At 63.7% G+C, this 23,878-nt stretch carries 21 protein-coding genes and 2 riboswitches; all 21 genes read left to right on the top strand.

The window, feature by feature from the left end:
• The first annotated feature begins 262 nt into the window (after positions 1 to 262).
• The 21 genes from AC2TC0_RS11735 (at position 263) to gcvH (ending at position 23,853) form a co-directional block, all read left to right on the top strand.
• Entirely contained in the window at positions 263 to 760 is a 498-nt protein-coding gene (locus AC2TC0_RS11735; RefSeq protein ID WP_484717709.1) for a division/cell wall cluster transcriptional repressor MraZ, read from the top strand.
• The gene (gene rsmH / locus AC2TC0_RS11730; RefSeq protein WP_484718120.1) at positions 760 to 1,728 is read left to right on the top strand and encodes a 16S rRNA (cytosine(1402)-N(4))-methyltransferase RsmH; all 969 of its coding nucleotides are present in this window, start codon (positions 760 to 762) and stop codon (positions 1,726 to 1,728) included. The genes AC2TC0_RS11735 and rsmH overlap by 1 nt, the downstream gene beginning before the upstream one ends.
• Positions 1,722 to 2,267 carry a hypothetical protein gene (locus AC2TC0_RS11725; RefSeq protein ID WP_484717708.1) on the top strand — a complete coding sequence of 182 codons (546 nt, stop codon included), beginning with the start codon at positions 1,722 to 1,724 and terminating at the stop codon, positions 2,265 to 2,267. Before rsmH ends, AC2TC0_RS11725 begins: the two co-directional genes overlap by 7 nt.
• The gene (locus AC2TC0_RS11720) at positions 2,264 to 3,961 is read left to right on the top strand and encodes a peptidoglycan D,D-transpeptidase FtsI family protein (protein ID WP_484717707.1); all 1,698 of its coding nucleotides are present in this window, start codon (positions 2,264 to 2,266) and stop codon (positions 3,959 to 3,961) included. The genes AC2TC0_RS11725 and AC2TC0_RS11720 overlap by 4 nt, the downstream gene beginning before the upstream one ends.
• Complete coding sequence (locus tag AC2TC0_RS11715; protein ID WP_484717706.1) at positions 3,961 to 5,400, top strand: UDP-N-acetylmuramoyl-L-alanyl-D-glutamate--2,6-diaminopimelate ligase; 1,440 nt, start codon at positions 3,961 to 3,963, stop codon at positions 5,398 to 5,400. Before AC2TC0_RS11720 ends, AC2TC0_RS11715 begins: the two co-directional genes overlap by 1 nt.
• Positions 5,397 to 6,773, top strand: coding sequence for a UDP-N-acetylmuramoyl-tripeptide--D-alanyl-D-alanine ligase (locus AC2TC0_RS11710; protein ID WP_484717705.1), 1,377 nt, complete (start codon positions 5,397 to 5,399; stop codon positions 6,771 to 6,773). Before AC2TC0_RS11715 ends, AC2TC0_RS11710 begins: the two co-directional genes overlap by 4 nt.
• Positions 6,773 to 7,843 (top strand): phospho-N-acetylmuramoyl-pentapeptide-transferase, encoded by a 1,071-nt coding sequence (gene mraY / locus AC2TC0_RS11705; RefSeq protein WP_484717704.1) that lies wholly within the window; start codon positions 6,773 to 6,775, stop codon positions 7,841 to 7,843. The genes AC2TC0_RS11710 and mraY overlap by 1 nt, the downstream gene beginning before the upstream one ends.
• Positions 7,840 to 9,123: a UDP-N-acetylmuramoyl-L-alanine--D-glutamate ligase gene (gene murD / locus AC2TC0_RS11700; protein ID WP_484717703.1), complete on the top strand. Its 1,284-nt coding sequence runs from the start codon at positions 7,840 to 7,842 to the stop codon at positions 9,121 to 9,123. The genes mraY and murD overlap by 4 nt, the downstream gene beginning before the upstream one ends.
• A complete protein-coding gene (locus tag AC2TC0_RS11695) occupies positions 9,120 to 10,361 on the top strand; it encodes an FtsW/RodA/SpoVE family cell cycle protein (RefSeq protein ID WP_484717702.1) in 1,242 nt (413 codons plus the stop codon). Before murD ends, AC2TC0_RS11695 begins: the two co-directional genes overlap by 4 nt.
• Positions 10,358 to 11,545, top strand: a complete 1,188-nt coding sequence (gene murG, locus AC2TC0_RS11690) for an undecaprenyldiphospho-muramoylpentapeptide beta-N-acetylglucosaminyltransferase (RefSeq protein ID WP_484717701.1) — start codon at positions 10,358 to 10,360, stop codon at positions 11,543 to 11,545. Before AC2TC0_RS11695 ends, murG begins: the two co-directional genes overlap by 4 nt.
• Entirely contained in the window at positions 11,545 to 12,969 is a 1,425-nt protein-coding gene (gene murC, locus AC2TC0_RS11685) for a UDP-N-acetylmuramate--L-alanine ligase (RefSeq protein WP_484717700.1), read from the top strand. The genes murG and murC overlap by 1 nt, the downstream gene beginning before the upstream one ends.
• Positions 12,966 to 13,865, top strand: coding sequence for a UDP-N-acetylmuramate dehydrogenase (gene murB, locus AC2TC0_RS11680; protein WP_484717699.1), 900 nt, complete (start codon positions 12,966 to 12,968; stop codon positions 13,863 to 13,865). The genes murC and murB overlap by 4 nt, the downstream gene beginning before the upstream one ends.
• The gene (locus AC2TC0_RS11675) at positions 13,862 to 14,785 is read left to right on the top strand and encodes a D-alanine--D-alanine ligase (RefSeq protein WP_484717698.1); all 924 of its coding nucleotides are present in this window, start codon (positions 13,862 to 13,864) and stop codon (positions 14,783 to 14,785) included. Before murB ends, AC2TC0_RS11675 begins: the two co-directional genes overlap by 4 nt.
• Entirely contained in the window at positions 14,782 to 15,714 is a 933-nt protein-coding gene (locus AC2TC0_RS11670; RefSeq protein ID WP_484717697.1) for a cell division protein FtsQ/DivIB, read from the top strand. The genes AC2TC0_RS11675 and AC2TC0_RS11670 overlap by 4 nt, the downstream gene beginning before the upstream one ends.
• A gap of 4 nt (positions 15,715 to 15,718) precedes the next feature.
• Positions 15,719 to 16,975 (top strand): cell division protein FtsA, encoded by a 1,257-nt coding sequence (ftsA, locus tag AC2TC0_RS11665; protein WP_484718119.1) that lies wholly within the window; start codon positions 15,719 to 15,721, stop codon positions 16,973 to 16,975.
• A 125-nt stretch (positions 16,976 to 17,100) separates the two neighbouring features.
• A complete protein-coding gene (gene ftsZ / locus AC2TC0_RS11660) occupies positions 17,101 to 18,591 on the top strand; it encodes a cell division protein FtsZ (RefSeq protein WP_484717696.1) in 1,491 nt (496 codons plus the stop codon).
• 78 nt (positions 18,592 to 18,669) lie between these two features.
• Positions 18,670 to 20,190, top strand: coding sequence for a tetratricopeptide repeat protein (locus AC2TC0_RS11655; protein ID WP_484717695.1), 1,521 nt, complete (start codon positions 18,670 to 18,672; stop codon positions 20,188 to 20,190).
• A complete protein-coding gene (locus AC2TC0_RS11650; RefSeq protein WP_484718118.1) occupies positions 20,187 to 21,359 on the top strand; it encodes a deoxyguanosinetriphosphate triphosphohydrolase in 1,173 nt (390 codons plus the stop codon). The genes AC2TC0_RS11655 and AC2TC0_RS11650 overlap by 4 nt, the downstream gene beginning before the upstream one ends.
• A complete protein-coding gene (locus tag AC2TC0_RS11645) occupies positions 21,352 to 22,005 on the top strand; it encodes an NAD(P)H-binding protein (RefSeq protein ID WP_484717694.1) in 654 nt (217 codons plus the stop codon). The genes AC2TC0_RS11650 and AC2TC0_RS11645 overlap by 8 nt, the downstream gene beginning before the upstream one ends.
• Before the next feature lie 35 nt (positions 22,006 to 22,040).
• A riboswitch (glycine riboswitch) is annotated at positions 22,041 to 22,181 on the top strand.
• A riboswitch (glycine riboswitch) is annotated at positions 22,182 to 22,285 on the top strand.
• On the top strand, positions 22,286 to 23,476 hold the full coding sequence (gene gcvT, locus AC2TC0_RS11640) for a glycine cleavage system aminomethyltransferase GcvT (protein WP_484717693.1): 1,191 nt from the start codon (positions 22,286 to 22,288) through the stop codon (positions 23,474 to 23,476).
• Between the two features lie 5 nt (positions 23,477 to 23,481).
• Positions 23,482 to 23,853, top strand: a complete 372-nt coding sequence (gene gcvH / locus AC2TC0_RS11635; protein ID WP_484717692.1) for a glycine cleavage system protein GcvH — start codon at positions 23,482 to 23,484, stop codon at positions 23,851 to 23,853.
• Positions 23,854 to 23,878 lie beyond the last annotated feature (25 nt).

The following is a 23,878-nucleotide window of genomic DNA, read 5'->3' as shown; positions in this document are numbered from 1 at the left end:
ATTATGCGTTCGTTCAAGCCACGCCAAATCGGCGTTTCATGGCTTTGGACCGAAATTGATTGGCCCAAGCCGACAAAATGTGGATAAAATGGGCTTGCAACCCCAATTTTACCTAACTTTCCCCTTTTCTCCCCAATCTACAACTGATAGGCAAGTGTTCGGAGAGGGGCATTCTCCATCCCAGTGAGTCGCCGCAGAACGTGCACGATTCTGCGCTGGGGGAAGTTTTGCCCGTTGCGCTGGACGGATCGGGGGAGCGGACGTGGCCTTGGTGACACCGGGACTTTACTCGGGAACCAGCTTTGCCGTGATCGACGGAAAGGGCCGCGTCGCTGTGCCGGCCGCCATGCGCAACAGCGTGCCCGAAATCGGTGAGCGCAAGGATCGCATCTTGTGGGTCGGTTACCATGACAAATTGCCCTGCCTGACCGCGTTCGGGCAGGATCAATATGATCGGCTACTCGGTGAGATTGAAATCCAGCGCGCCGAGGCACGCGACTTGCGCGTTCCATTCGACGAAGATGCTGAGTTCAAAAAGCGGTTCAGCTGGATTGAATCCTATGTGCTCGATGGTAGCGGCCGTTTCAGCCCCTCGGCAACGCATAAGCGTCGATGCGGTGTTAGCGGCCCAACTGCCTTTGTGGGTGCGGGCAAGCGGTTTGAAATCTGGTCGGTGGCACGGCTGGTCGATTGCGCCGAAGCCGATCCGGATTTGCGTGAAATCGCCGCCGAAGTCCTCGCGGAAAGCGTCGGCCGGTGATGCACGCCATGCCGCACATCCCGGTCCTGTGCGACGAAGTGATCGCCGCGCTCGCCATTGCCCCCGGCGAGCGCCATGTTGACGCAACCTTTGGCGCGGGCGGCTATACGCGCGCCATGCTGGCCGCCGGTGCCGCCGTCTTTGCCTGCGACCGCGATCCCGATGCACTGGCCGCCGGGCAAGCGCTGGTGGCCGAAAGCGCGGGGCGGCTGACGTTGATGGCAGGCCGCTTTGCCGAAGTGGACAAGCTGGCTGCTGCGCACGGGCTGGATGCAGCCGACGGCATCGTGTTCGATATCGGCGTGTCGTCCATGCAGCTCGACCAGCCCGATCGTGGTTTTTCGTTTCAGAATGATGGTCCGCTCGACATGCGGATGAGCCGGGCGGGCGAAACTGCTGCCGAGTGGCTGAACCGCGCCGATGAGAACGCCATAGCGGACGTGCTTTTCCATTATGGCGACGAACGCCAGTCACGCCGCGTTGCGCGCGCTATTGTTGCTGCGCGCCCGCTCAGTCGCACCGCCGAGCTGGCGCAGGTGGTTCGCAGCGCGCTGCGCCACCCGCCCGGCGCGCCAAAGGATCCCGCGACGCGCAGTTTTCAGGCCATCCGCATCCACATCAACGGCGAAATCGACGAACTCGTCGCCGGACTTGATGCCGCCGAACGGCTGCTGCGCCCTGGCGGACGGCTAGCGGTGGTCAGTTTCCACAGCACGGAAGACCGTATTGTGAAGCAGTTTCTGAAAGAGCGTTCGGGCGGAGAAGGGCAAGGGTCGCGCCATTTGCCGCAGTCGATCCCTTCGCGCCGGACCGCCACCTTTGCACCGCCCGCCCGCAAGGTGCGGCCCGGCACCGCCGAACTTGCGCGAAACCCGCGCGCACGCTCCGCAACGCTGCGGTCGGCCGTGCGCACCAATGCCCCCGCCTGGACTTTGACCAATCAAGCCAAGGAGACGTCCCCATGCTGATGGCTGCCCGCAAATTGCAAGGCATAGGCCTTGTCCTGATCGTGCTGATTTTCGCGATGATATTGTATCTGCTGTCGGTTAATGTCGCGGCGACGCGCAGCGAGCTGGCGCAGGTAAACCGCGACATTGCCAATTCGCGCGATGCGATCCGCTATCTTGAAAATGAGTATGCGGTAAGGGCATCGATGCGGCAGCTAGAGCGCTGGAACGCTGACAATTTTGGCTATGCGGCACCGGTTGCTGAGCAATATCTGGCCGGTGAGCGCCAGCTTGCATCACTAGACGGGCTGCCCCGCGCGCGGGGAGCGAACGAGGTCGCTCCGGTGTTGATGGCCATGGTTTCCCCGGTTGACCTGTCGAACGCTGCGGTCAGCGTCGCTGTGCAACCACCCGAGGCCAACGATGCCAGTCCTGCGGCTGTTGCCAAACGGCATGCCGCCAAGCTGGCGCTGATCGATGACAAGCTATTGGCGCCAGATAGTTTGCGGCCACGCGATAAAGCCGTGGCGGGCCGGACTGGAAATCCGGCAGCCCAATGAACAGCATCGTCATCCGTCCCGTCCGCGTCCGCACGGCAGGCATCCGGCAAAAACATCTGATCACGGCGCAACAGCGCTTGATGGTCCTGATGCTGATGTTCGGGGCGATTATGCTGTTGATCGCGGCGCGGCTGATGTTTGTCGGACTGTTCGATGGTCCGGCGCGTGGTGCAGGCGGCCTGCATGCCGGCATCCCGGCGCGCGGCGATATTGTGGACCGCAACGGCATGCCGCTGGCACGCACCATCAATGCCTATGCCATTCGGGTTGACCCGGCAAAGCTGCTGAACGATCCGGACTTTCTGACGGCGGAGCTAGTACGCATCTTTCCGGACATGACCTATGCGTCGGTCCGCGCCAAACTGACGGGCGGCAAATCGACCTATATCCGTCGCCGCGCTCTTCCCGAACAGGTGAAGGCCGTGAATGCCATTGGCGAGATCGGCTTTGATTATCCGCGCGAGCAGGACCGGCTCTATCCGCAATTGTCACTGGCTTCGCACATTTTGGGCTTTACCAATGCCGACGGTCGCGGCGTGATGGGTATCGAGGGCGCGTTCGACGAACGGCTCAGCGATGCCGCGCAACGCGGCGAGCCGCTGGCGCTGTCCATTGATGCGCGGGTGCAGGCGGTGTTGGAAAGCGAGCTGGGATCGGCCGTGACCAATTTGGAAGCCGTGGGCGGCGCAGGGGTCATTCTGGACGCCAACAGCGGCGAAGTGATGGCCATGGCCTCGCTGCCCACGTTCAATTCAAACAAGGTTGGCGAAAGTGCGCTCGGTTCAAGGCGCAATGCAATGACGCACAATCTTTACGAGCTGGGCTCGACGTTCAAGCCGATCACTGTTGCCGCCGCCATCGATGCAGGGACTGTCACCAGCATGGCGCGCCGCTATGACGCGACTAAGCCGCTGGCCATTGCAGGCCACCAGATCCGTGACTTGCACTCGCAGGGGCGCTGGCTCAATGTTCCTGAAATGCTGATGTATTCGTCGAACATCGTGACCGCGCGGATTGCCGACGATCTAGGCGTTGAAAGGATGCAACGCGTCTATCAGCAGCTCGAATTCCGCAATCGCCCGCATATCGAGATCAAGGAACGGGCCAAACCCATCTGGCCAAAGAGCTGGGGACGGCTGACCAATATGACCGTCGGTTATGGCCACAGCATTGCGGTCACCCCGCTGCACCTCGCCAGCGCCTATGCCGCGCTCGTCAATGGCGGCGTTTGGCGCCCGGCCACGCTGCTGCGCCGCGACGGCGCGCTGCCCAAAGGTCGTCAGGTTTTCAAACCTTCAACCAGCGCGCGGATGCGCCAGTTGCTGCGCATGATCGTTGTCGACGGCACCGGCAAACAAGCCGATGCGCCGGGCTTCCGCGTTGGCGGTAAGACTGGGTCGGCCGAAATGCCGGGCGTCGGCGGCTATAATCGCAGCTCGGTGGTTGCGACCTTTGCTGCCGCTTTCCCGATGGATAATCCGCGCTATGTGGTGGTCGCGATGATCGACCGGCCCAAGGGCAATGCCTATAGCTCGGGACAGCGCACAGCCGGCTGGACAGCCGCGCCGGTGGTGCGCAAGGTGGTGATGCGCGCCGGGCCAATGCTGGGCGTAATCCCCGATGCAAGCCGCGACGTTGACGTGTCGGACCTTACCCCGCTCTTGTGGAAGAACCGCGCGGAGGAACAGGAATAATGCGGCTGGAGGCGCTGATCGGAGACAGCGCCGGAACCGCCGCCGACGCGCCGGTTACCGGATTAGCCATCGACCATAGGAAGGTTGCGCCCGGCAGCATCTTTGGCGCCTTTCGCGGTGCCCGGTTCAATGGCGAAGATTATATTGCCGCTGCGGTTGCATCGGGTGCCATTGCGGTAGTGGCGCGGCCCGAAGCGCAAGTCAGCGGTGCGGTCCATGTCGCCGAGCCAGAGCCGCGCCGTGCCTTCGCCCGCATCGCGGCGCGCTTCTTTGAACGCTTTCCTGCAACTTGCGTCGCGGTGACCGGCACCAACGGCAAAACCTCTACTGTCGAGCTTACGCGCCAGCTGTGGCGCATCGCGGGGCACCCGGCGGCGTCTATTGGCACGTTGGGTGTGACCACCGGGCAGGACCGTGTCGCGACCGGGCTTACGACGCCCGACATCGTCACTTTCCTTGCCAATATGAGTGGGCTGGCCAGCGAAGGGATCACCCACGCGGCGTTCGAAGCCTCCAGTCACGGTCTCGACCAATATCGCACCGAAGGACTGCGCGTCGCTGCGGGGGCCTTTACCAATCTCAGCCGTGACCATTTAGATTATCACGGCACGATGGAGTCTTATCTGGCCGCCAAGCTGCGACTGGCGACCGAAGTGGTGGCCGACGATGGCGCGCTTATTGTCTGGGCCGATGATCCGGCGTCGGCAGCCTTTGTTGATGTCGCCAAGGCGCGCGGGTTGGCGCTAACGCGCGTGGGCGCGGGCGGCGAAGAAATCCGCATCGTCTCGCGCACGCCAACGCATCTGGGCCAGACGCTGGCGATTGGCGGTGCCTTTGGTGACACGCGCATCGATCTGCCGCTGATCGGGGCCTATCAGGCGGCCAATGCGCTGGTTGCTGCGGGGCTGGTGATTGCGACCGGCGGCGACCCCAAGGCGACCTTTGCCGCGCTCGGCCGGGTCCAGCCGGTGCCGGGCCGCCTTGAACGCGCCGCGATCAGCCGGTCGGGTGCGCCGGTCTATGTCGATTATGCCCACACGCCCGACGCCATCGCTGCCGCGCTCGATGCGCTGCGCCCGCACGCGCGGGGGCGACTGATTGTGGTGATCGGCGCGGGCGGCGACCGCGATGCTGGCAAGCGCCCCGAAATGGGCAAGGTCGCTGCCGAAAAGGCCGAATTGGTGATCGTCACCGACGACAATCCGCGCGGCGAGGACCCCGCCGCCATCCGCGCCGCCGTCCTCGCAGGCGCACCGAACGCGCGCGACATTGGGGACCGGCGCGATGCCATCGCGGCGGCCATCGCGGCGGCGGGCCCCGACGATATCGTCTGCATCGCGGGCAAGGGCCACGAACAGGGTCAGATTGTCGGCGCAGGCGATGCGATGCGCGTTATCCCCTTTGACGATGTCGCAGTGGCGCGGGAGTGCGCGGCATGAGCGCGCTGTGGACCTCTGACGCCATTGCTGCAGCGACCGGCGGTACCGCATCCGCTCCGTTCAGCATACACGGCGTCGCCTTTGATTCGCGCGAGGTGCAGCCCGGTGACCTGTTTGTGGCAATGCGCGGCGAAACCACCGACGGCAACAAATTCATCGACGGCGCACTGGCGGCGGGGGCGGGCGGCGTGCTGTGCGAGGTGGCGGTCGATGCGCCGCATGTGCTGGTGTCCGATGCGACCGCGGCGCTCGTGGCACTGGGTGCGGCGTCGCGCGCGCGCTGTTCAGGCCGGATTATCGGCGTCACCGGATCGGTCGGCAAGACAGGGACCAAAGAGGCGTTGTTCGCGGCGCTGGAGCGCCACCGTCCGGGCCGCGCGCACCGCTCGGTCAAAAGCTATAACAACCACACCGGCGTGCCATTGAGCCTGGCGCGCATGCCCGCGCGCAGCGCCTATGGCGTGTTCGAAATGGGGATGAACCATGCCGGCGAGATTGCCGCGCTGACGCGTCAGGTGCGCCCGCATGTGGCGGTCATCACCACTATCGCGCCCGCGCATATCGAAAATCTGGGCAGCATCGAAGCCATCGCCGACGCCAAGGCCGAGATTTTCGAGGGACTGGAGCCGGGCGGCACCGCAATATTGCCCTTTGACAGTCCGCACTACCCCCGGCTGCGGTCGGCAGCGCAAGCCGCCGGTGCCACCATCGTCAGCTTTGGCCTGACCGAAGGGGCCGATGTGCGCGCGCTTGATTGGCTGCCCGATGGCCATGGCGGCACCATCGTGACGGCCGCCGTGCACGACCATCTGCTGTGCTTTACCTTGTCGCAAACGGGCGATCACTGGGTCGCCAACAGCATGGCTGTGCTCGCGGCGGTCAAGGCAGCGGGCGGCGATCTGGCCGCGGCAGGACTGGCACTCGCCGAGCTGGAAGGGCTGGCCGGACGCGGCGCGCGGCACCGAATTGCGCGCGGCGACGGCGAGATTCTGCTGATCGATGAAAGCTATAATGCCAACCCAGCCTCAATGGCGGCGACGCTGCGCGAACTTGGCGCGCATCAGGGGGCGCGGCGCGTTGCGGTACTGGGCAGCATGAAGGAATTGGGCGACCATTCGGACCAGTTCCACGCCGAACTGGCCGCGCCGCTGGAGCAAGCGGGCGCGGACTTTGCGCTGCTCGTCGGTGCCGAGATGGAACCGCTCGCAAAGGCGCTTGAGGGCCGCATCAAATTCGCGCATGTGGCGCACGCAACGGCAGCCGAGGCGATTCTGGCCGAAACGGCGCGGGCAGGGGATGTCATCCTGATTAAGGGGTCCAATTCGGTCGGTCTGTCGCGTCTGGTGGCGGCGATGACGGGCGGGGAAATCTGATGCTGTATTGGTTGGCGGAGTATCTGGGGTTTCCCGGGGTGCTCAACCTTATCCGCTATTTGAGTTTTCGGTCGGGCGCAGCCGTAGCGACGGCAATGATCATCGGCATGGTGATCGGCCCGCGCTTCATCAATATGCTGCGCGTACGCCAGGGCAAGGGTCAGCCGATCCGCGAGGATGGCCCCGCATCGCATTTCGCCAAGCGCGGCACGCCGACGATGGGCGGGCTGATGATCCTGATTTCGCTGATGATTTCGGCGCTGCTGTGGATGGATTTGTCGAACCGTTTCGTGTGGGCGTGCCTGTTTGTGACGGGCGGTTTTGCCATCGTCGGTTTCCTCGACGACCTCGATAAGGTCACCAAATCGAGCCACCGCGGGATACCGGGACGGGTGCGGCTGCTGATTGAATTTGCCATAGCGGGCGCGGCGGTGTTCCTGATCGTCACGCGGACGGGGACCGATCTTTATCTCCCCTTTTTCAACGATGTGGTGATCCCGCTCGGGCCATTTTATTACATCTTCGCGATGGTGTTGATTGTCGGGTTCGGCAATGCGGTCAATCTGACCGACGGGCTCGACGGGCTGGCGACCTTTCCCGTCATCATTGCCTGCCTCGCCTTCTTCGTCATCGTTTACCTGTCGGGCAACGCGAAATTTGCTGGTTATCTGGGCATCCCGCATGTGCCGGGGGCGGGGGAGCTGGCGATTTTTGCTGCGGCGATCATGGGAGCGTGCCTCGCCTTCCTGTGGTTCAACGCGCCGCCGGCGGCCGTCTTTATGGGCGATACCGGCAGTCTGGCGCTGGGCGGGGCGCTCGCGACGATGGCGGTGACGGCACAGCACGAATTGGTGCTGGTGCTGATCGGTGGGCTGTTCGTGGCAGAAGCCATGTCGGTGATCATTCAGGTGTTCTGGTACAAGCGGACGGGCAAGCGGGTGTTCCGCATGGCGCCGATCCACCATCATTTCGAACAGCTGGGCTGGCCCGAGAGCACGGTCGTTATCCGCTTCTGGATCATTTCCATCGTGCTCGCGCTTGCGGGCCTCGCGACGCTCAAGCTGCGGTGATTAGGTCGCGCGCCTGGACCGGGAAAAGATATGCCGTGCTGGGCCTCGCGCGTTCGGGGCTGGCGACGGTCGCGGCGCTGATCGCGAGCGGGGCCGAGGTGCTGGCGTGGGACGACCGGGCGGAAGCGCGCGACGAAGCGGCCAAGCTGGGCGCGAGTATTGGCGATCCGCTGGAGGCTGACCTGACGGACATGGCGGGCGTCATCGTGTCGCCTGGCGTGCCGCTCAACCGCCATCCCATTGCTGCCCATGCCAAGGCGGCGGGGGTGCCGATCATCGGCGACATCGAATTGTTCGCACAGGCGCGCGCCGAACTGCCGCCGCACAGGGTGGTCGGAATTACCGGGACCAACGGCAAATCGACGACGACCGCGCTGGTGCATCATGTATTGAAAACGGCGGGCGTGCCGACGACGATGGGCGGCAATATCGGCCTGCCGATTTTGGCTCAGCAGCCTTTGCCTGAAGGCGGGGTCTATGTGCTCGAGCTTTCGAGTTATCAGATTGACCTGACCTTCAGTCTGGATTGCGATGTGGCAGTGTTGCTGAATGTGACGCCGGATCATCTGGATCGGTATGAGAGTTTTGAGGCTTATTCTGCAGCAAAAGAGCGACTTCTCACAATGCAGGATAACCATTGGGCAGTCATCGCAACTGACGACCCGGTCACGGCTGGCATAGCAGATCGTCGCGACGTCCAGCTGCGGCGGGTGTCGATGGCTGATCGGGCTGAGAAGCAGCATAAATGGCCTTCTCTGCAAGGGCCTCACAATCGCCAGAATGCCAATGTTGCTTGGGCCGTAGCTGAAGAATTGGGTCTAGCTGCACCAATAATCGAAGTCGCCTTGCAATCTTACCCCGGCTTGCCGCACCGCATGGAGCGTGTCGGTGAACGCAACGGCGTCGCGTTCATCAATGACAGCAAGGCCACCAATGCCGAGGCCGCCGCGCCTGCGCTGGCTGCGTTCCGCGCGGTACGCTGGATTTTGGGTGGGCGCGCCAAGACGGCGGAGCTTGATGCTTGCCTGCCGCATCTCGGCCATGTCCGTTCGGCCTATACGATTGGCGAGGCGGGGCCGATGCTGGCCGAATTGCTGCGGCCCAAACTGCCGGTGACCGAGGCGGGGACGCTGGAGCGGGCCGTCACGGCGGCGGCGGCGGATGCCGAAAGCGGCGATACCGTGCTATTGTCACCTGCCTGCGCCTCGTTCGACCAGTTTCGCGATTTCGAGGATCGCGGCGACCAGTTTCGCTCCATTGTCAAAGGGCTGAAGGCATGATCGACGGCACGAGCCACGAAAGCACCCGCCCCGTGATTGTCGCGACACGCAGCAACCGGCGCGGGCCGCGCCTCTCCCGCGCCGACCGCACGCCGCTGGGGCTGTGGTTCTGGGAAATCGACCGCGTATTGCTGCTGCTGGTGTCGATCCTGATCGCCATCGGGCTGGTCGCGGTTGCGGCCGCGTCGCCGGTGTCGGCGCAGAAATTGTCGACCAGCACCGTCAGCGTCGATCCGCTCTATTTCTTCTATCGCCAGATTGCCTGGGTGGTGGTCGGCGTGCCGGTGATGCTGGCGGTGTCGATGCTACCCAAGCAACAGGCGAAACGCTTTGCCATCTGGGGCGCGGTGACCTTTCTTGGCCTGTTGTTCCTCGTCCCGCTGGTCGGCACCGAGGTGAATGGTGCGCAACGTTGGCTGGGGTCGGGCTTTATGCGGTTGCAGCCGTCGGAGTTTTTGAAACCGATGTTCGCGGTGGCGGTCGCGTGGCTCCTGTCGCTGCGCATGCAGGACGAGCGGTTGCCGATGATCCCGCTGACCTTTGTGCTCACCGGCATCATCGCCGTGCTGCTGATGGGGCAGCCGGACCTTGGTCAGACGCTGATTTTTGCCGGCACCTGGCTGGTGCTGGTGATGGTCGCGGGCCTGTCGATGCGGATCATGGGGCTGCTGGCGGGCGGCGGCGTACTGGCGATCATCATGGCCTATTTCTTCTATCCCGTGGCGACCAAGCGCATCAACATCTGGCTGTTTGGCGAGGGCGACGCCTTTCAGGTCGAGCGCGCGCATGCGGCGCTGACCGGCGGCGGCCTTATCGGCACCGGGCCGGGCGCGGGCATCGCCAAATTCCAGCTGCCCGAGGCGCACACCGACTATATCTTCTCGGTCATCGGAGAGGAGTTGGGGCTGCTCGCCTGCATCGCCATCGCCTGCATTTATTTTGCAATCATCGTGCGCGTGCTGGTGCGCCTGCTGGATGAAGAAGACGGGTTTCTGGTGCTGGCGGCGACCGCGCTGGTGGCGCAGTTTGGCGGGCAGGCGGTGATCAATATGGCGGTCAACACCCAGCTGTTTCCGTCGAAGGGCATGACGCTGCCCTTCATCAGCTATGGCGGATCGTCGATGCTCGCGCTGTGTGTCGGCATGGGGTTGCTGCTTTCGCTGACCCGGCGCAACCCCTATGCGGTCGGCACCTCGCTGACCGCGAGCTGGAACAAATCGCGGCGGGGTGGGGCGTGAGCGTTTCGCGCCATTATGTGCTCGCAGCGGGCGGGACGGGGGGGCATATGCTGCCTGCCTATGCGCTCGCCGCCGAGTTGCTGCGCCGTGGGCATCAAGTCGCGCTGATTACCGATGATCGCGGCACGCGCATTCCGGGCGCGCCCGAGGCGATGGAGGTGCATGTCCTTCCAGCGGGCCGGCTGTCGGGCGGTCCCATCGGCTGGGTCCGCGCCGCCAACAGCATCCGTAAAGGCCGGTCGCAGGCAAAGGCTCTTATGCGCGACTTCAAACCGTCGGCAGTCGTCGGCTTTGGCGGTTACCCCTCTTTCCCCGGTCTGCTCGCAGCCAAATCGCTGGGCATCCCCGCGCTGTTGCACGAACAAAATGCCGTGCTGGGACGTGTCAACCGGCTGATGGCGCCGCGCGTCGCGGCCATCGCGGTTGCCTATTCCGACATCCACCGCATGCCGTCTGATTGTGCCGACAAGGTGCATCTGGTCGGCAATCCGGTGCGCGATGCCTTTGTCGAGATACGCAACGCGCCTTATCCGCTCTTGGGCGCCGACGGCATTTTGCGGCTGCTCATCGTCGGCGGCAGCCTGGGCGCGACGGTGCTGGGCGAAGTGGTGCCGCAGGCCATTGCCATGCTGCCCCCCAATTTGCTGTCGCGCCTGCAAGTGGTGCAGCAGGGTCGCGCCGACGATGTTGAAGCAACGCGCGCGCGCTATGCCGAGCTGGGTGTCGCCGCCGAGTGCGCTACCTATTTCGCCGACATGCCCGATCGCATCCGCTGGGCGCATCTGTTCATCGGGCGCGCAGGCGCGTCGACCGTGGCGGAATTGAGCTGCGCGGGGCGGCCCGCGATTTTCGTGCCCTTTCCCGGCGCGGTGCATGATCATCAGAGCCACAATGTGCGCGATCTGGTGGCTGCGGGCGGCGCGCGCGCGATTCCGCAACCGCAATTCACCCCTGCCGAGCTCGCCAAGCAAATTCAGAAGCTCGCGCTCGAAACCGGCGCGCTGGCGGCAGCGGCGGAGCGCGCAAGAAGTTGCGGGCGGCCCGATGCGACCCGCGACCTCGCCGATCTCGTCGAATCCACCGGCGGCGCGCCGATGATGGATGTTATCCGTGTCGGGGCATCCACAACAAAAGCACGTGCGGCAGCCCGGCCTGCCGGGGCAACGAAGGAAATGGCGGAATAATGCGCGGCGTTGCAACCGATATCGGCACCATCCACTTCATCGGTATCGGCGGCATCGGCATGTCGGGCATCGCCGAGGTGATGCACAATCTGGGCTATAGGGTGCAGGGGTCAGACATCGCCGATGGCTATGTCGTGCAGGGGCTGCGTGACCGTGGCATTCATGTGGCAATAGGGCATGATGCCGCCAATCTGGGCGATGCCGCTGTCGTGGTGACATCGACGGCCGTCCAGCGCGGCAACCCCGAGGTTGAAGCGGCGCTGGCAAAGCGCGTGCCCGTGGTGCGCCGCGCCGAAATGCTGGCCGAGCTGATGCGTCTGAAAAACACCGTCGCCGTCGCTGGCACCCATGGCAAGACGACAACAACCAGCATGGTCGCCGCGCTGCTCGACGCGGGGGGGATTGACCCCACAGTCATCAACGGCGGCATCATCAACAGCTATGGCAGCAACGCGCGGCTTGGCGATAGCGAATGGATGGTGGTCGAGGCCGACGAGAGCGACGGTAGCTTCCTGCGTCTGGATGGTACCATCGCAGTGGTCACCAATATCGATCCCGAACATCTCGACCACTGGGGTAATTTCGACGCGGTGAAGGACGGCTTTGTCGAATTCATCGAAAATGTCCCCTTCTATGGCGCGGCGATATTGTGCCTTGACCATCCGGAGGTGCAGGCGATCATCCCGCGCATTCGCGACCGGCGCATCGTCACCTATGGCTTTTCGGCCCAAGCCGATGTGCGCGGTCAGAATCTACGGCCCGAGGTGGGCGGCACGCGCTTTGACGTGGTGGTGCGCGACCGCGACGGGGCGACCCGCGACATTCGCGATATATTCCTGCCAATGCCTGGGCGGCACAACGTTCAGAACGCCCTGGCGGCAGTGGCCGTTGCGCTGCAGCTACATGTCGAAGACACGAAAATAGCCAGCGGTTTTGATCGCTTCGCTGGGGTGAAACGCCGCTTTACAAAAGTTGGCGAGATTGCCGTCGCGGGCGGCGTCGCGACCGTCATCGACGATTATGCGCACCACCCGGTCGAAATCCGCGCGGTGCTGTCGGCCGCCCGCGAGACGGCTTCGGCAGGTAAGCCAGCCGGCCGCGTGATTGCAGTGGTCCAGCCGCACCGATTTACCAGGCTCGGCAATTTGATGGACGATTTCGCGGGCGCCTTTAACGACGCTGACATGGTATTTGCGCTGCCTGTATATACCGCGGGGGAAAGTCCGATCGAAGGGGTATCGTCGGATGTGCTCGGCGAAAAACTGCGCGAGCGCGGGCACCGCGATGCGGCTTCGCTGACAGGTCCGGCGGAGCTGGCTGCCGCGCTGCGCGATGTGGTGCAGGCGGGCGACCTGATCGTGTGTTTGGGAGCTGGTGATATTACCAAGACGGCGGCGGGATTGGCTGCGGCGGTGGCGGCGTGACGGTAAGCGCAACATTGCCTAAGGTTGGCGGCAAATTGACCGCAAACGCACCCCTCGCTCCCCTCGTCTGGTTCAAGACGGGAGGCGCAGCGCAATGGTTGTTTGAACCCGCTGATGTCGATGACTTGCGCTCTTTTCTGGGCGTTCTCGACCCCGCAATGCCAGTGATGGCCCTCGGCCTTGGCTCGAACCTTATCATCCGCGATGGTGGCTTTCGCGGGGTCGTTGTCCGGCTGGGCAAGGCCTTTGCCAAAGTGACGGTGAGCGCCGAATTGACCCTCGATTGCGGCGCGGGGGCGTCGGGCATCCTTGTGTCCTCCACGGCGCGCGATGCAGGGATTGCAGGCATGGAGTTCCTCCGCTCGATCCCCGGCACTGTCGGCGGCTTTGTCCGCATGAACGGCGGTGCTTATGGCGGCGAGGTGAAGGACATTATGGTCGATTGTGACGTGGTGCTGCGGTCGGGCGAGCAGGTCACCTTGGCGGTTGACGACTTGCACTACAGCTATCGCCACAGCGAATTGCCCGATGGCGCTATAGTGACGTCCGCGCGCTTTCGTGGGCGTTCCGGCGAGCCTGCTGCCATTCAGGCCGAGATGGACCGCATCGCCGCCAGCCGCGAGGCCAGCCAGCCGCTGCGCAGCAAGACCGGCGGGTCTACCTTCAAAAACCCCGAGGGGCAAAAGGCATGGCAACTTGTCGATGCGGCGGGCTGCCGCGGCCTCACCATCGGCGGCGCGCAAGTGAGCGAGAAACACACCAATTTCTTGATCAACACCGGCAATGCGACCAGCGCCGACATTGAGGCTCTGGGCGACGAAGTGCGGCGGCGCGTGCGTGAGCATAGCGGAGTGGAATTGCAGTGGGAGATTCAGCGGGTGGGGGTGATGAAGTGACCCGCGGGCCCTGGCATGTCGCCGTCCTGATGGGTGGCTGGTCGAATGAGCGGCCAGTGTCGCTGATGAGCGGCAATGGTGTCGCCGACGCGCTGGAATCGCGCGGGCACAAAGTGACGCGGATCGACATGGGCCGCGACGTCGCCGCGCGCATTGCGGAGGCCGCTCCTGATGTGGTGTTCAACGCCCTCCATGGCACACCCGGCGAGGATGGGACGGTACAGGGCATGCTCGACCTGATGGGGGTGCGATATACGCACTCGGGCATGGTCACCTCGGTCATCGCCATCGACAAGCAACTGACCAAGCAGCGGCTGGTGCCGGCGGGCATCCCGATGCCGGGTGGGCATATTGTTGCGTCCGAAACTCTCTTTGAGCGCGACCCATTGCCGCGTCCCTATGTGCTGAAGCCCGTCAATGAGGGATCGTCAGTGGGCGTCGCTATCGTCACCGCCAGTGGCAACTACGGCAATCCCATTGCGCGCGACGCGGCAGGGCCATGGCAGAATTTTGCCGAGCTGCTGGCAGAGCCGTTCATCAAGGGGCGCGAGCTGACCGTCGCGGTGCTCGGCGGACAAGCGCTGGCGGTGACCGAGCTCAAACCCAAGAGCGGATTTTATGATTTCGACGCCAAATATACCGACGGCATGACCGATCATATCTGTCCGGCGCAGGTTCCCGATGATATTGCTGCCACTATGATGGAATTGGCGCTGCGTTGCCATCAACTCTTGGGGTGCAAGGGCGCGTCGCGCACCGATTTCCGCTGGGACGATGAGCTGGGCCGCGACGGGATTTTTGTGCTCGAAACCAATACCCAGCCGGGCATGACGCCGCTCAGTCTGGTGCCCGAGCAGGCGCGCTATTTGGGCATCGAATATGCCGAGCTGGTCGAACGGATCGTGGAGGAAGCATTATGAGCAAGGCGAAGGTCAAGCGCGGCAAGGCCCCGGTGCGGCGCCCGGTGCGTACCCAGCCACGCCGCCGCGCCGCGGGACCCTCGCCGCTTGACAAGCTGGTCGCCGCGCTGCCGGTCGGACCGGCGACGCTGCAGCGGATCGCCAACGTTACGATCGGCGGCGTGCTGGCCGTCGCGGCTGGCTTTGCCGCGCATTTCGGCGGCGCGACTGCCTGGGCACATGATGAGTGGGCGGGCGTCGTCGCGCGCGCGGGATTTCAGGTGAAGCGTGTCGAAGTCGTCGGCGCGAACCGCATCGATTACCTCAAAGTCTATGACATTGCGCTAAGCCAACAGAATCGTTCCATGGCTGCGGTCGATCTTGAAGGCGTGCGCAGCGACCTCCTCAAATACGGCTGGATCAAAGATGCGCGCGTGTCGCGGCGCCTGCCCGAAACACTGGTTATCGATGTGGTCGAACGGTCCCCCGCTGCGGTATGGCAGCACAATCGCCGTCTGTCGTTGATCGATGATAATGGTGTGGTGCTGGAACCGGTGACGGCGGCGACGATGCCCGACCTGCCGTTATTGATTGGGCCGGGTGCCAACCAAAGGTCGCGTGAACTGGCAGCCTTGCTTGAGGACAGCCGCTCGCTGAAGCCGTTGCTTGCCGGTGCTACTTGGGTTGGCAATCGCCGCTGGGATTTGCGCTTTGACACCGGCGAGACACTTTCGTTGCCCGAAGGCGAACGGGCGGCCAAAACGGCGCTGGCGCGGTTCACCCATATGGAGGGCAGCAACCGGCTGCTTGGGCGCGGGATCATCCGTTTCGACATGCGCGACCCGACCAAATTTGTGTTGCGCATGCCGCCCGAGGGACAGGTCAGCGGCGATGCCGTCGATGGACCGCCCGAAGCCGCGGATAGCGGCGCAGCAGACGGGGAAGCCTGAGGCAATGGCCGCGCCGCGCATCGAAAAGCTTATCACGGCGCTCGACGTTGGGTCGTGGAAGGTGTCCGCGCTGATTGCCGGGGTCGGCGCCGACGGCGAGCTACACGTGTTGGGGACCGGACAACGCGAAAGCCGCGGCGTGCGACGTGGCTATGTCGCCGACATGGACAAAGTCGAACAGGTGGTGCGCGAGGCCATCGAACAGGCCGAGCGCATTGCCGAGCTCAACATCGAAGATGTCTGGGTCGCCTTTTCCTCTGGCGGGTTGACCAGCGATATTGCCCCGGTGGAAAGCGAATTGGGCGGACATCGCATCGAGCAAGAGGACATCGACGACCTGCTTGCGGCTGGGCGGGCAGGAATTGATCCCGAAGGACGTATGGTGCTCCATGCGCTGCCCGCGCTTTACACGCTAGATGGCCTCACCGGAGTTAGAAACCCCATCGGTTTGCACGCCGACCGACTGGCGGTCGATATCCATGTCATCATGGCCGACGGCGCCCCAGTGCGCAATCTGGAGACAGCGGTGCGTGCGGCGCACCTCAACGTTCGGGCGGTCGTTGCTGCGCCAATGGCGGCGGGGCTTGCCTGTCTGAGCGAAGAAGAGCGCGATCTGGGTGTGGCACTGGTTGATATCGACGGAGCGGTCACAACGGTGGCGTTGTTTGCCGGGGGTATGCTGGTCGAGTTGGCCTCGCTGCCATTTGGCGCCGGCGACATCACCGACGATATCGCGTCCGCTTTCGGGATACGCCGCAGTCAGGCCCAGCGTGCGCAAAGTTTTTATGGCTCAGCGCTCGCTAGCCCGCGCGACAATGTTGAAGTCATCGACATAGATCCTGGCGCACCTGAAGGTGCCGAAAAACCCCGGATTACCCGTGCACAGCTGGTGGCAGTCATCCGCCAGCGGCTCGACCAAATGATGGGTGAGATTGGCCGCACATTGAAAGAATTGCATTTTGTGGGTCCAATCGGTCGGCAGGTGGTTCTGACCGGTGGCGGAGCTGACCTCAAAGGCATTGCTGAATATGCGCAGGTTGCGCTGGGCCGCGCCGCGCGGGTGGGCAAGCCGCAAGGGCTGACCGGACTGCCCGAGGCGCACAGCGGGCCAGCATTTGCGACCGTTGCGGGGCTTGCCATCTACGCTGCTACCGACCCTTTTGACCTGCGCGATATGCCGCTGATGTCGCAAGATGTGGTCCGCGCGCCTGCCGGTGCCTTGCTGGGGCGGTTGGTCGCAGCGCTCAAGAACAGTTTTTGAGGGAAAAGTCGCCAGAAGAGTTAATTTTTCAGGTGAAATGGCTGAAACATTCGTGCAATGCATGTTTCCATCCAAGGGTTGCAGCGCGGTAACAACCGGATGTCCGCTGTGGGGAGAATGAACAGATGAGTATCAATATCGGCCCGCCGCAGGTGGACGAGCTCAAGCCGCGGATCGCGGTGATCGGTGTCGGCGGAGCAGGGGGCAACGCCATCGCCAACATGATCACGGCGCGGGTCGAAGGGGTCGATTTCATCGTTGCCAATACCGACGCCCAGGCACTCAACGCTTCGCCCGCCGAGCGTCGCATTCAGCTCGGTACTCATATTACCCAGGGGCTCGGCGCGGGGTCGCGCCCCGAAGTAGGGCGGGCGGCGGCGGAAGAATCCATCGCTACGGTCGAAGAAGCACTGGAAGGTGCGCACATGTGTTTCGTTGCGGCGGGCATGGGCGGTGGCACTGGCACCGGCGCCGCGCCGGTTATTGCCAAGGCCGCGCGCGATCGGGGAATCCTGACCGTCGGCGTGGTCACCAAGCCGTTCAGCTTCGAAGGGTCGCGCCGCATGCGTTCGGCCGAGGCCGGCATTGCCGAGCTGCAGGAACATGTCGACACGCTAATCATCATCCCCAACCAGAATCTCTTTTTGGTCGCAAATCCCAACACGACCTTCAAAGAAGCCTTCACCATGGCGGATGAAGTGCTGCAACAGGGGGTGCGCGGGATTACTGACCTGATGGTCATGCCGGGCCTCATCAACCTTGATTTTGCCGACGTGCGCAGCGTGATGCGCGAAATGGGCAAGGCGATGATGGGCACGGGTGAGGCCGAGGGGGACAGCCGCGCATTGGAAGCTGCGCAACAGGCGATCAACAACCCGCTGCTCGACGGTGTCAGCATGGCGGGTGCAAAGGGCGTGATCATTTCCATCACCGGCGGCGAAGATATGCGCTTGATGGAGGTCGACGAGGCAGCGAATCACATCCGCGAGCTGGTCGATCCCGATGCCAACATCATTTGGGGCAGCGCTTTCAATCCCAATCTTGAAGGCAAGATCCGGGTCTCGGTAGTCGCTACCGGAATTGACGGCGGTGCCCAGTCCGCCCCTGCGGCGCAGCCCAGCCGCAGCTTTGCTTTTCATCCAACCACGCGGCCCGTTGCTGAGCCTGCCCCTGTCCTGGACTTGCCCGAAGCCGAGCCAGAGCCGGAAGCGCCGGCGGTTGCTGAAGTGGAAGCCGCCGAGGAAGCCACGCCCGGCTTTTCGGCGGCGGCGGCACCTGTCGCCAGCTATGACGACATGACCGGAGAGGTGGAAACCAGCGGCTTCAGCGAAGCCTCCGCGGATGAATCCGACGAGCTCGTGCTGGGTGCGCCCGAAACGCCCATCGAAAATGGGGCTACCGGCCTTGGCACTCCTGCAATTGGCGAACCCCGCTCCTCGTCCTTGCCTGCCGATGACGCCGAGCTGTCGCCGCGTCCCGCGGGCGGCGGCACGCTGTTCGAGCGTATGTCGCGTCTGTCGCGCGGTACTACGGCGAAGAGCGAAGACGAGGGTGAAGGGGATGGTGACGGCGGCGTGGATGTACCGCGTTTTCTAAACCGCCAGAACAACCAATAAGACGGTGATGCGGTGGGCCGGTGGCCTACCGCGACCGTCGTGGTTCCAATGCCGACCGTACCACGGTAAAGGGTGTCGATGATTACAGCCGACAAGCTCATCGTCAGCCGCATTGCGCTGGCGTTGCTGGCCTCATTTTCATTGGCACCAACTCATTTCGCGGCGGCGCAGGTCGCCGAGCCCGACGCCATCACCAAGGCCGCCATGGAAAGGCGGCGCGAGGCGGAGGCTACACTGGCTTCGGCAATGGGCCGCATCGGTTCCGACCGTACCGATGCTATGGCGCTGATCGATGCAGGCCGGGCTTCGCTGGCGCTTGACAATCCGCAGGCCGCATTGGGTTTTCTGACCCGCGCCGGCCAGTTAAGGCCCAGTGACGGCACAGTCGCAGCCTTGACTGGCGCTGCGATGGTGCAGTTGGAACGCCCTAGCGAAGCGTTGGAGCTGTTCGCCAACGCCGCTCGGCTGGGGGCGCCGGAACGCATGTATCTGTCGGATCGGGGGCTAGCCCAGGATCTGCTTGGCCGGCAGGATGCGGCGCAGCGCGATTATGAAGCGGCACTTACGCAAACGAACGACGCGGAAACGGTCCGGCGCTATGCACTCTCGCTAGGGATTAGCGGGCATGTTGATCGCGCTATTCAGGTCCTGACCCCCCAACTGCGCACGCAGGACCGGGCGGCATGGCGCACGCGCGCGATGATTTACGCTATCGCCGGGCGCCAAGCCGAAGCGCGCGAGATTGTAAACGCGACCATGCCGGGTCCTATGGCGGCCAACATCATTCCTTTTCTGGCGCGGCTGCCGGGCCTTACGCCGGCGCAACAGGCCGCAGCGGCGCATTTTGGGGCGCTGCCCGGGGGATCCAAACCCGGGCTGCCCGTTACGCCGCCGCGGCCAGCGCCTGGCCCAACGCCCAAGCCCGCTCCGCCGCCGGTGGTGATCGCGGCACGCCCCGCCACGCCAACCCCCGGTCCCGCGCCGACCCCCACAATAATGCGGATGCCCGCGCCTACGCCGGGACCCAGCGCCGCCGTGCCAGTTAGCGCGGCGCCTCCGCCGCCAGTTGCAGTCGCGGTTGCGCGGCCAGAGCGGCCTGCTGGCCCATCGGGTGATTTGGCGGCAGTCATAGCCGGGCTCACGGTGCCTGACAGCGAGTTGGCCGCTTCGGCCGGTGCGCTCGACCTAGCGGCGCTGGAAGCGGTGAAGGCCGAGCAGCGCCGCGCTGCCGAAGCTGAGGCTGAAGCGCGCAAGCGCGAGATTGCGGCAGCGCGGGTCAAAGCCGAAGCCGAGGCCAAAGCCAAAGCCGAGTCTGACAAAAAGAAGGCTCATCCGGCGCGGGTGTGGGTGCAGGTGGCAACCGGGGCCAATGCGTCGGCGCTGGCTGGCGATTTCGGTCGCCTGACCAAAAAATATCCCGCTGAGATGAAGGGACAAAAGGCCGGGACCGCGGAATGGGGCCGCACCCGTCGCTTGGTCGTCGGACCGTTCGCCAGCGCCAAGGCCGCGGCAACATGGCTTGCAGCCTATAAAAAAGCCGGCGGCGACGGTTTCCAATGGTCGAGCAGCGCCGGCGAAGAGGTGACCCCGGTACGATGAGCAATCTGGCGCGCTGCGCATCCGATCCGGCGCAAAGCCGCGGTCGCGCGCATGCCGAGGCAAATAGCGTACAGCGTGGGCCACGCGACGCGTTCCAGCGCGATCGCGACCGTATAATCCATTCCATCGTATTCCGCCGTTTGCGTCACAAGACGCAAGTCTTCATCGCCCCCGACGGCGATCATTATCGCGTCCGTCTGACTCACAGCATCGAAGTGGCCCAAATCGGCCGGGCTATCGCGCGCGCGCTGGGGCTGAACGAGGACCTAACCGAAGCGCTTTGTTTGGCGCATGACATTGGTCATCCGCCCTTCGGTCACGCTGGCGAAGCAGCTTTGGGCGCAGCAATGGCGGACGCCGGCGGCTTCGACCACAATGGCCACACGCTGCGAACTTTAACTCGGCTGGAATGCCCTTATCCAGCATTTGATGGTTTGAACCTGACGTGGGAAACGCTGGAAGGGTTGGCCAAGCATAATGGGCCGGTGCCAGCTCCACCCTGGGCGCTAGCGGAAGTCGATGCGGACATCGGGCTGGAACTCGCGAGCCATCCTTCGCTGGAAGCACAGGTGGCGGCAATTGCGGATGACATCGCCTATGACAACCACGATATCGATGATGGGGTGCGTGCCGGGTTGTTGACGCGCGATATGCTGCTGGGTGAACCCTGGGCCGCACAGAATTACCGGCTGGTCGAAGCCCGCTATCCAGGCGCGGCACCCGACCGGCTGCTGCGTGAGCTGGTGCGCGATCAGATTGGATTGATGGTAAATGATGTCATTGCCGAAACGCGCGCGCGGGTCTCAGAGGCGGGGGTAGGCAGCGTTGCCGAGGTGCGCGCGGCGCGGGAAACGCTGGTTGGCTTTTCGGCTGAACTCGGCGCGGCAGAGCGCCAGCTCAAGGCTTTCATGTACCGGCAGCTATATCATCACCCCAGCCAGTTGGCCGCTGCAGCCGGGGCAGCGCATGTTGTAACGGCGCTGTTCGAAGCCTTTGCAAACGGTGCGCCGCTCGGCGGAAGCTGGGATTCGCGCATGCCGAAAGACTCGATTGCCCGCGCGCGCCATATCGGCGACTATATTGCGGGAATGACTGACCGCTTTGCCATCGACCGTTTCGCCGAGCTGCACGGCCGCGATGCAGTTCCAGAGGCACTGGCGCATGTCTGAGGCGCGTCGCGTTCTGCTGGCCGGTGCGACGGGGATGATTGGCACGCAGGTGGCGAAGCTGGTGCCACCGGAGAATTTGACCATTGTGGCGCGGCGCCCGATGCAAGTGGCGAACGGCGTAGAACTGATTGTGGCGCCGATAGAGGATTGGCCAGCGCGGATTGCAATGGTTCGACCGGAGGTTGCGGTCAGCACGCTGGGCACGACCATCCGTCAGGCCGGGTCGCAGTCTGCGTTTCGGGCGGTCGATCATGATCTGGTGCTGGCGGTCGCACAGTCGGCGAAGGATGCCGGGGCGCAGCACTTTATTGCGGTGTCTTCGGTCGGTGCGTCGACAAAGACGGCTAACTTTTATCTCCAAACCAAGGGTCAGGTCGAAGCAGCGCTAAGTGCACTGGGCTTTGATCGACTTGATATACTGCGACCGGGTCTGTTGACGGGTGCGCGCGGCGGCCCGGCGCGGCCCGGCGAGGCACTGGCGATGCTGGCCGCGCCACTGACGGACGCGCTGCTGCATGGAAGGCTGCGTCGGTACCGGTCAATCCCCGGCAACAGGGTTGCGGCGGCCATTGCGAAGCTGGCCGCGGTTGGCGGTACGGGAGCGCATTTTCACGAGCATGATGCAATCGTGGCACTCGCGGATTGACTCAAGCAGGGCCGCGCGCCAAGGCTTGCCTAGTCGCTGACAGCGCGGGAGAGGGCCGGATTCGCCGCTCATATTGGTGCCAGCTAGCTGGCGGTTCGATAGGAGCGGATGTAAAAACGGCCGCCGAAGGAGCAACCGCCCCGGAATCTCTCAGGCAAAAGGACCGCGTGGGTTGATAGCGACGCTCTGGAAAGCCCCCGGATCACTGTCCGGGGCACCGAAGGGGTAACCTCGCAACAGGCGGGGGAAAGCTCTCAGGTTCCGTGACAGAGGGGGCAGCATGGCGCGCCGCAAGGCGCGGCTGTGCTGTGCAACCTTTGCGGCGGAAGTGACGGGCTTGAGCGATACCGACCAAATTGACGATCTGCCGCCCGAAGAGCTGGTGCTGGGCGATTGGCATCGCGCGCGCGGCGCGCGGATGGTGACCTTTGCGGGCTATTTGATGCCGATTCAATATGAAGGCATCATGGCCGAGCATCTATGGACGCGGGAACATGCCGGGCTGTTTGATGTCAGCCATATGGGTCAGTTGCATCTCACTGGCCAGCCGATTGCCGACATTGCGGTGGCGCTGGAGAAACTGGTGCCGGGCGATATTTCGGCGCTGAAGCCAGGGCGTATGCGCTATTCGCTGCTGCTCGCCGACGATGGCGGCATTCTTGACGACCTGATGATCACTCACGAAGGCGACCAGCTTGGCTTGGTCGTCAATGGTGCGGTAAAATGGGACGACATAGCGCACTTGCGCGATCATCTGCCCGACGAAATCACGATCAATCATAATGAGGATTATGGTCTGCTGGCATTGCAGGGGCCCGAGGCGGAACAGGCACTGGCGCGGCTGGTGCCGGCGGTATCCGATCTGGTGTTTATGCAGGCGATGCGCACAGAATGGCAGGGACATTCCATCGGCGTCAGCCGGTCGGGTTATACCGGTGAAGACGGTTTCGAGATTTCCCTGCCGAACGAGGCGCTTGCAGCTTTTGCCGACGCGCTGTGCAGAATGGATGAGGTGAAACCGGTGGGCTTGGGCGCGCGCGATTCGTTGCGGCTTGAGGCGGGTTTGCCACTTTATGGGCATGATATGGACCTGACGACCGATCCGGTCGAAGCCGGTGCCAGCTTTGCCATATCCAAGGTCCGGCGGGAGCAGGGTGGATTTCCTGGCGCTGACCGGATCCTTAAGGCATTGGCCGACGGCACGGCGCGCAAGCTGGTCGGGCTGTCAGTCGGCGGCAAATTGCCCGTGCGCGAAGGTGCGCTGCTGTTTGCTGGAGACATCGAGGTTGGACGGGTAACTTCGGGCGGCTTTGCGCCCAGCGTAGGCGCGCCCATCGCCATGGGTTATGTCGCCGCGGCGCAAAGCGCACCTGGCACTTCACTGGAAGCCGAAGTGCGTGGGCGCCACGTGCCCGTCACTGTTACGTCTTTGCCCTTCATCCCCCACCGCTATGTCCGCAAGAAAGGCTGAACACCATGCCGCGTTACTACACCGAAGAGCATGAATGGATTGATGTCGATGGCGATACCGCGACTGTCGGCATTACCGATTATGCGCAAAGCCAGCTGGGTGACATTGTGTTTGTCGAAGTGCCGGACACCGGAGCCGAGGTCACGAAAGGCGGAGATGCGGCCGTCGTTGAGTCGGTCAAGGCCGCTTCCGATGTGTATGCGCCAGTCGACGGCACGGTGACCGCCGGAAATTCGGCGCTCGAGGACGACCCTTCGCTCGTGAACAGCGATCCTGAAGGGGAAGGCTGGTTTTTTCGTATGACACTGAGCGACCTGTCGCAGCTCGATGGGTTGATGGACGCGGCGGCATACAAAGCCTTTATCGCCGACCTTTAGGCCCGATTCTAGGAACTCTCCCCCG

The organism is Sphingopyxis sp. sgz302558, assembly GCF_057220455.1.
The sequence above is the reverse complement of the archived record's forward strand: the minus strand, read 5'-3'. Positions and strand labels throughout refer to the sequence as shown.